The 5,724-nt window shown below is 41.1% G+C and carries 6 protein-coding genes; 3 read left to right on the top strand and 3 right to left on the bottom strand.

Annotation, left to right across the window (positions count from 1 at the left end):
• The coding region (locus ABFQ95_07235; protein MEN8237314.1) for a hypothetical protein at positions 1-238 on the top strand (238 nt) is incomplete at its 5' end.
• A gap of 33 nt (positions 239-271) precedes the next feature.
• On the opposite strand, the gene ABFQ95_07230 is transcribed toward ABFQ95_07235, so the two are convergent.
• On the bottom strand, positions 272-922 hold the full coding sequence (locus ABFQ95_07230) for a DUF2608 domain-containing protein (protein MEN8237313.1): 651 nt from the start codon (positions 920-922) through the stop codon (positions 272-274).
• Between the two features lie 619 nt (positions 923-1,541).
• A complete protein-coding gene (locus ABFQ95_07225; GenBank protein MEN8237312.1) occupies positions 1,542-3,053 on the bottom strand; it encodes a pilus assembly protein TadG-related protein in 1,512 nt (503 codons plus the stop codon).
• 296 nt (positions 3,054-3,349) lie between these two features.
• Between ABFQ95_07225 and ABFQ95_07220 the strand changes: the two genes are divergently transcribed.
• Together ABFQ95_07220 and tadF are read left to right on the top strand one after the other, a co-directional pair.
• Entirely contained in the window at positions 3,350-3,982 is a 633-nt protein-coding gene (locus ABFQ95_07220) for a TadE/TadG family type IV pilus assembly protein (GenBank protein MEN8237311.1), read from the top strand.
• A 22-nt stretch (positions 3,983-4,004) separates the two neighbouring features.
• The gene (gene tadF, locus ABFQ95_07215) at positions 4,005-4,565 is read left to right on the top strand and encodes a tight adherence pilus pseudopilin TadF (GenBank protein MEN8237310.1); all 561 of its coding nucleotides are present in this window, start codon (positions 4,005-4,007) and stop codon (positions 4,563-4,565) included.
• Between the two features lie 62 nt (positions 4,566-4,627).
• On the opposite strand, the gene ABFQ95_07210 is transcribed toward tadF, so the two are convergent.
• On the bottom strand, positions 4,628-5,653 hold the full coding sequence (locus ABFQ95_07210; GenBank protein MEN8237309.1) for a hypothetical protein: 1,026 nt from the start codon (positions 5,651-5,653) through the stop codon (positions 4,628-4,630).
• Between the last annotated feature and the right edge of the window lie 71 nt (positions 5,654-5,724).

Below are 5,724 nucleotides of genomic sequence, written 5' to 3'. Positions count from 1 at the left end.
ATTCGGATTTTTACCAACTGAAACTACGCTGTTCGCCTACCTAAAATTCAGCTTACCCACTCAAAACGCAAAAGAGCCAGAAAAATCTTGCCACTCCCACGGTCGTCATCCTGGACTTGATCCTCTGGACCGTAAGCATTTGGGATTCATTGGCCTTACGACCATGAACTCCAAATGCAACCTCCGGGATGACGGCCGAGGAGGTTGTAACCTCTATTTGAACCATCCCATTTTGTGACTTCTGGAGACTCAAATTACTAGCAATGAGTTGTTACTTACTGCATGGCCTATCCTCTGGTGGATTTGGATAATGAAAGATGTAAGCTTCTTCTTGCCGATTTTTAAAAACGGCTTCCATATTTCTTATATTATAGTCAGCATTGTCGACAAATATAATCTTAGTTGGTTTTTGGTAAAACATATTACCGTCGATGAGCTTAGCAAGAGCTTCACCTTTCACGTCTCCTCCGGCAAATACAATTTGATTTTTGGCTAAAAGGTGCAATCTTCTTTTTACAGGTAACGTCTTATAGCTTTTATCTTTTAACGCTCCATGAGCTAGCCAATTCTCTGATCCCATAGTCTCGAGCATCTTATTAATAAAGGGATCAAGATCCTTTTCTGGGTAAACATACCCACCTCCACGCGCTGTCATTATAATCATTTTAATACCTGCTTCAGACAATTTCTTGATTGATTCTAAAGTACCCTTTGGACCGGTTTCCCTTGGAGTGTATTCTCCTTCCTTTGCACTAATGGTTTGATCCCAATCAAGGATTGCAATGATATTATCCCCTTGTGGGAGATTATCAGTGACCTCTGCAATATTTCCAATACACTTACTGATTTTTATTTCTGCAAGTGCGACTTGAGTTATCGAACATATCAATGATGCTACTAATAATGGTTTGTTAAAATTCATATCAAAACTCCTTAAATAATATCTCATATCTCATATAGTAATCGCTCAACCGGGGGTTCAAGGAATCCAGGATCTATGCGGGTTTGATCGCTTTCCTTGGCTGATGGAAAATTTTCATCCGCATAAAATAAGGGGTTTCCAGACCCCGGTTGAGCAATTACCCTCATATATATTGTACAATATAATTAATTAATAAATAATTAAATAATTATACTAAATGTTAATACATCACGCGTAATTGATCAATAATTGTGCCCGTCTCGGGCATGTCGATAGGTGAAGAGAAATGGGGGCATCGCTGTGAAAAGGGGGCTTTTGATGTTTGCGGGTAACTGAGAGTTCTGTTGCGATATCTTTCAAGAAGCTTGGTAATCATTCAGCTCACACGGCCGTCATCCTGGACGTTGCATTTGGAATTCATGGCCGTAAGGCCAATGAACCCCAAATGCTTACGATCCAGGATCCCATTTTTTATGATTTGCAAAAAAATAATGGGATATGGCAATGGTTATCAGATAAGAGCACTGCCTTAAAAAAACTGGATCCCGGTTCATCCCGGATTGGATCCGGGATGGTGGCCGGGACGACAGCCTGTTAGCCGATTTTCAGCATCAATATATCAAATTGTCCGCCTAACCCGCAGAAGAATATCTTCAGCGATGTTTTCATAAGCACCTTCTAACTCATCAGCACCGTTAATATTGTGATATGCCGTTGGGTCAGAGGCGCAACGTCCATACAATTCTCGTGTGGCAAGATCGTCAACCATTAATGAAACTGTATAGATGAACACGCCTTGTGCTTTGATCTTGTTGCACAATTCCTCAGTTCGCACCTCAATTTCGTATTTTGTGAAGTTAAGGTTAGTTGTTCCCAATTTACCATCTTCAAGCCGGCCATAAGCAGTTGGATCGCCCTGTTGCGGAAAGGGACCATCCAACCAACGATTACCATCATTAAGCAATATGATAAGTACCTTTAGGTTGTTAGGAGCATCATACGCTTTAATCGGCGCTCCTCCAGTCCACAGCCCATCGAAATTGGGAGAGATTGTACGCCAGCCCCAGCCCATGCCAAGATTGCTGAATGTTCCACTGCCATAAACAGTAAAAATCTGATTGTCGATATAGTTCTTAATCGCAACAGGGTCTGCTGTGAGCGGTAAAATCGCAGGAGGACAACTTCGGTTTGGACCTATGGTAACGTATCCATTTGCACCAGGGCCATCTCTAATGGTTGTCTCTTGTATAACATCCCCATTACTGTCAACACTCCAGTCATTATCCCATTTACCATTATGCATTGGAGGCCAGGTTCCCCCATCAATTGCCGGGTAAACTGTTGATCTGGCATAATGGACAGGCCATCTTTCAACCGTTGGCGGCGCTTCTGACTCTTCTAAGGGATCTTTTCGGTTGGCGACACAACCCTGCCATGGCTCTCCGGTTGGAAAAGAGCTAACGATAAAAGGAGCATCCGGCGAAACCACATTGTGGACCCAACTTGTATGGCTATTGCCGACATTTACAACGCCACCATAAGGAGTAATAGAAACAGCACGTCCATTGGTCACTTTGTCTGACTGATAAATAATATCCACAAAATTCTTAGCAGCAGTTTGCATGTTGGGGATAATTTCTCTAAATCCTGTCAGACCCGAAACATCAAATACCATTGCAATTTCTAGCCCGCCAAGTTCACGTAGGCCCTCTGCAACAGAACGAACAGGCAAGGTATCGATTCCTATTATTTTTCCAAAAGCTGTCGGCATCGTTGTTTGCGCTGAAATTCGGACCCTATCTCCATTTTCTGTGATGGTCATTGTCGGGTTCACTCTAGCTGTTCCTTGTATGCCCGGCGGAAAATTGGCATCAAAGACTTTTTGCACATTGGCTGCTGCATCTTCTGTTTTATATTTTGCCCCAGCAATGGCCGCAGCACTTACAGCGTGTGCAAGCTTGGTTTCTACATAAGCAACGCGCGCAGTATCGATTGCAAGTCCAAACAAGATCACAAGCGAAAGGATCGTTAAACCAGTCATGATTGCAATGCCACCTTTTTGCTGTGTTAGAAATTTTTTTGTAGATTTACATAATGTAGATTTACATAATTCTCTAATTCTACTAAACATTTCAACCTCCTCCACCTCTCCAATGAGATGTTTTTCTATAGCCCCTACAACATCAGTTTAATATAAATATTGTAAACAAACAGTAAACTTTCAATTTTTAAGGTAATTTTACAACAAATTTATTAAATTCAATGTTTTTATTTTTTAAATATTATGCGCTTATTATTCTTTACTTTTAATTAAGAGTTTCGCCTGTACGATGAAAGTAAGAATATTTGTTTTGATTTTTTTAGATAAGCACAAGTAAGTACATAAGTAAGTACACAAGTAAGTACATAAGTACAAGTGAGGGCAAAATGACAAAAGCTACAAAATTCTTTTATATACTGAAGCGGATCCAAATTGTGGATTTGGCAACAAAGATGCGTATGGCCCTAAAGCAAAAAGAGGGATCAGCGGCCGTTGAGTTTGGAATTGTGGCTCCTATTTTTCTAGCACTTCTTATCGGTATGTACGATGTAGGGATGATGTTGGTTGCACACAATGCATTGGATGCAGCTGCAAGTCGTGCCGGTCAGTTTGGATTGAGCGGTCGAGCTTCACCTGGGATGACGCGGAACGAAGCCATTGAGCAAGCTGCTAAAGATGCTGTTCAGGCCTACAGTGGGGGGATTTTAGATCCCGACAAAGTTACGATTTCGGTTAGTGCCTACAATGATCTTACTGCTGTAGGAAAGCCGGAACCCTTAATCAACGATGTTGATGGAGATGGTGACTGGGATGCTGGAGATAGCTATTTAGATATCAACAATAATGGTCAGTGGGATGCAGATCAAGGCAAAACGAGTTCTTTCGGTTTGCCAGGTCAAGCTGTGCGCTATGAAATTAATTATGATTGGCAGCCTATTTATAAATTTTTTGGGAATAAAGATCCGATTAGACTTAGAGGAATTTCTCCCATTGTGAATGAGGATTTTCCAAGCAATTAAATAAAGGAAAGCGTGGGTGAGCATGATGATGAATTTTTTAAAAGATAGGAAAGGCAACGCAGTTATTGAATTTGCACTTGTTTTGCCAATGTTGCTGCTTTTGTTATCAGGCGGCTATGAGCTTGTTATGTATTCGCTTTTGCATAACAAGGTGGCGCGTATTGCTGGAACCTTGAGCAATGTAGTGAGCTTGCAAAATCTCAACCGCAGCCAGCTCGATCAAATTGTCAGGGCAGCTGATATCATTTCTGCGCCCTTTGAATTTGATCCGACAACAGGAAATCAGGGTGTTATCATTTCTCATGTCCATAATGAGGGAGAAACCCAGGATCCGCTTAACATGGTCGTTTCTTGGCAAGCGATTGATGGATCCATGAGCAGTAAAATAGGGACTGAAGGAGGTCCAGTGAGCTCATTGCCTAACAATCTTGATATTGTTGGTAAACAATCTGCAATTATCACCGAAGTTTTCTATACTTACGAGCCCCTTATTTTTAAGAATTTTATGGATCCTATTTCAGTCTATAAAACTCACGTTTCTGTGCCCCGTATTGGGACTATGAACATTTTGTTGGGTGAGTGATTTGCCCAGCTTGGCAAAAAGCCAAGCTGGAATGCAAAACCCGTTTTCAGTGAGTAATTTCGCTAAAGCATACCGGTCTTTTTTAATGAGGCAACAAACTGCTCGCGGGTCATATCAATTGACACATTAATATTTAAGTTCCCACTGCTAAAACTCAGAGATCTTCCCGAACTTATACCCCCACAGGAAATTATTCCAGGAGCACGTGTAATCGTTTGTCCACCTTTAAGCCTAAAAGTATCTTGCCATTGGGGTGCAGATTCATTTGGTTTAGGTTTTGAGGGGGCAGAGGGGAAACGCGTGTGGCCTGAACCAAAACTGCTTCCACCTCCTCCAGTTATAAATGGACTGCTAGGTGCTCCCCGTAATACATGACTGGGGGAAAATCCAAAAAATGGATCAGAGAAAGATCCAAATGGATCAGAGAAAGATCCAAATGGATCAGAGAAAGATCCAAATGGATCAGAGAAAGATCCAAATGTATGATGCGACGGCTCAGATGCATGAGGGAAAGATCCAAATGAATCAGAAGAATCTTCATCCGATTCAAATGAATACCTACTAGAACTAAACTCGCTTATGCTGGAATAATTATTCCCATTCACGTTCAGGATACTAAAACCGCGTAAATCGGCATTTTGGAACAACCAATCTACATCAACCGCATCTGCCAAATCGAACATCAGTGTTTTCGCCTTCACCTTTCCTAATTTGCTTATGTTATGAATAAGTTTAATTGTTAAATGATCAGCATTGACTGTACCGTTATTTTCAAAATCCCCAAATATAACATGTAATTTATCTAGAGCATTTAATACAGCCCCAGACTTAATTTCATACAAGTCGCGTACTCGAATAGTTCCATTGCCAGCACTTAGGCTGCCACTTTCTTGCGTCAATCTGTTAACTTCGAATTGATCCGTGGCTTTAATCTCGGTATTTCCTTTGATGATAACAGAATCTGCCAACATGTTTAAGCGATCCATATAGATGCCATCTAAAATAACCGATCCGAAGGTTTTAATATGCAAGGTTTTAATCCCCTGGATCCTTTTTCTAGAACAGGGCTGTTCAGTAAAAGCTTGCATTTTAGGTAAAATTTAGCTTTAGTATTGTCTAACCGTAACAAATGGAGGTTAAGATGTTACTAGAAATTCTC

The organism is Pseudomonadota bacterium (genome assembly GCA_039714795.1).
Lineage (GTDB): Bacteria > Pseudomonadota > Alphaproteobacteria > JAGOMX01 > JAGOMX01 > JBDLIP01.
Note: the sequence above shows the minus strand (reverse complement) of the source record. Positions and strands in the feature narration are given on the sequence as shown.